The sequence below is a fragment of the Deferrisoma palaeochoriense genome (assembly GCF_054656955.1).
The window spans coordinates 1-2,100 of record NZ_BAAHXI010000138.1; the positions used below are offsets into that span (position 1 = coordinate 1).

General features: G+C 68.9%; 1 protein-coding gene. It reads left to right on the forward strand.

The window, feature by feature from the left end; genetic code table 11:
* Positions 1-400: 400 nt before the first annotated feature.
* Positions 401-2,044, forward strand: coding sequence for a phosphoenolpyruvate carboxykinase (ATP) (locus tag ACYQ8L_RS18345; protein ID WP_459943267.1), 1,644 nt, complete (start codon positions 401-403; stop codon positions 2,042-2,044).
* The last annotated feature ends 56 nt before the right edge of the window (positions 2,045-2,100 follow it).

Consider the following 2,100-nt stretch of genomic DNA (forward strand, 5'->3'; position numbering starts at 1 on the left):
TCGTCGGTCGCCGGTCTCGCGGTCTCCGGTCCTGTGGTCCAGACGGCCACGGTTCACCGTGTGGCCGACGCGGAAGTTATTGTTTCTGCGAACAGGCCGCGCCTCGCGCGTTGCTGTCCTGCGTAGCGGGGCCCCAAAGGGGCCCTGGGGAGCTTTCAAGAAACCTCCGGCCGGGCCGGTAGGCCGCGGGAAAGGGGTTCCAGCTTCCGCGCCGGTCCCGGCGTGTGGCAGCGGCTTCTTGACCCCGTCACCTCCGGCGGGGGGCCGCCGCTTCAGTCGGCCTCTAGCATACCGAAACCCCAGGGGATCACAACGCGCAAAACGTGGTTGTTTTCACACACCGGGTTGCCTAGACTCTGCCCGGCCGTTTCGTCTCCGTTTCCTTTCCGAGGGTGTAGCCATGGATCCGCGCGAACAACTTTCCCGGTCCCTTCAGACCGCCTCCGCCGTGTTCGAGAACCCCGAGCGGCGCCGGCTCATCGCCGACGCCCTGGAGCGGCGCGAGGCCATCCCGCTCGCCACCGGGGCGCTTGCCACCTGGACCCCGCCCGAGTCCACGGGCCGGAGCCCGAAGGACACCTACATCGTGCGCCGGCCCGAGAACGAGGGCACGATCGACTGGTCGTCCCCGAACTGCATCCCGATGGACCCGGAGACCTTCGACCTCCTGTGGGCCGACGCCTGCCGGGTGCTGGCCGCAAAGGACCGGGTGTACGTGTGCGACCGGGTCGTGGGGGCCGACCCCGCCTACGCCCTTCCGGTGCGCACCGTCACGCCCCGGGCGCTCACGGCCCTGTTCAGCTGGACCATGTTCCGGCCGGTTCCCGAGGACATCGGCCGCAGCGCCTTCGCCGACCGGCCGTTCCTGCTCCTGAGCCTCCCCTACGACAAGGTGGACGCGTCCAGGTACGAGGGCCGGCTCCGCAAGCTCCCGGACGGCCGCACCTCCGACATGGCCATCGTCATGGACTTCGAGCGCCGGCTCGGGCTGGTGTACGGCTCGGCGTACTGCGGCACGAACAAGAAGCTCATGTTCACCGTGATGAACTACCTCCTGCCCGAGGTGGGGGTGCTGCCGCTCCACTGCTCCGCCAACGAGGGTAAGGCCGGCGACTGCGCCCTGCTGCTCGGGCTGTCGGGCACGGGAAAAACCACCCTTTCGGCCGATCCGGACCGGGCGCTCCTGGGGGACGACGAGCACGGCTGGAGCGACAACGGCATCGCCAACTTCGAGTACGGCTGCTACGCGAAGCTCATCAACCTTCGCCAGGACAAGGAGCCGGAGATCTGGCACGCGACGTTCCACGAGGCCGACCCTCTCGACCACGGGGCCATCGTGGAGAACCTCATGGTCTACCCCGACGGCACCTTCGACGTGGACGACGACCGGCTCACCCCCAACTCCCGAGCCGCCTACCCCCTCTCCTTCCTCACCAACATCAAGGACCCGCCGGTCAGCGGCCACCCCGACACGATCCTCTTTCTCACGGCCGACGCCAACGGGGTGCTGCCCCCGGTGGCCCGGCTGGACAAGAACCGGGCGATGTTCTGGTTCCTCATGGGATACACGAGCAAGCTCGCGGGCACCGAGACCGGGGTGGTGGATCCGGTGAGCACGTTTTCGCGCTTTTTCGGGGCGCCGTTCATGCCGCGGAACCCCGGGGACTACGCCCGGATGTTGGGGGAGAAGCTCGAACGCCACGGCACGAGGGTGTTCCTGGTCAACACGGGATGGAGCGGGGGGCCCTACGGCGAGGGGAGCCGGATGGACATCGCCCTCACCCGGGCCGTGGTGAACGCGGCCCTGTCCGGGGCCCTGGATGACGTGCCCTACCAGGAGGATCCGCTGTTCCACCTGGCCGTACCCACGGCCTGCCCCGGGGTGCCCCCGGAGGTCCTGGTCCCCAAGAACACGTGGGCCGACCCAGCCGCCTACGAGGCCCGGGCCCGGAAACTGGCCGAGGATTTCCGGCGCCATTTCGAGAAGGCCTACGGGGACAAGGCCATCGACCCGGCGGTGGCGGCCCAGTGCCCGGGGCGGTGAGAACGCAACCGGGAAACCCCGCTGGCCCTGTGGGGATTTACAACGCGGGGACGTAC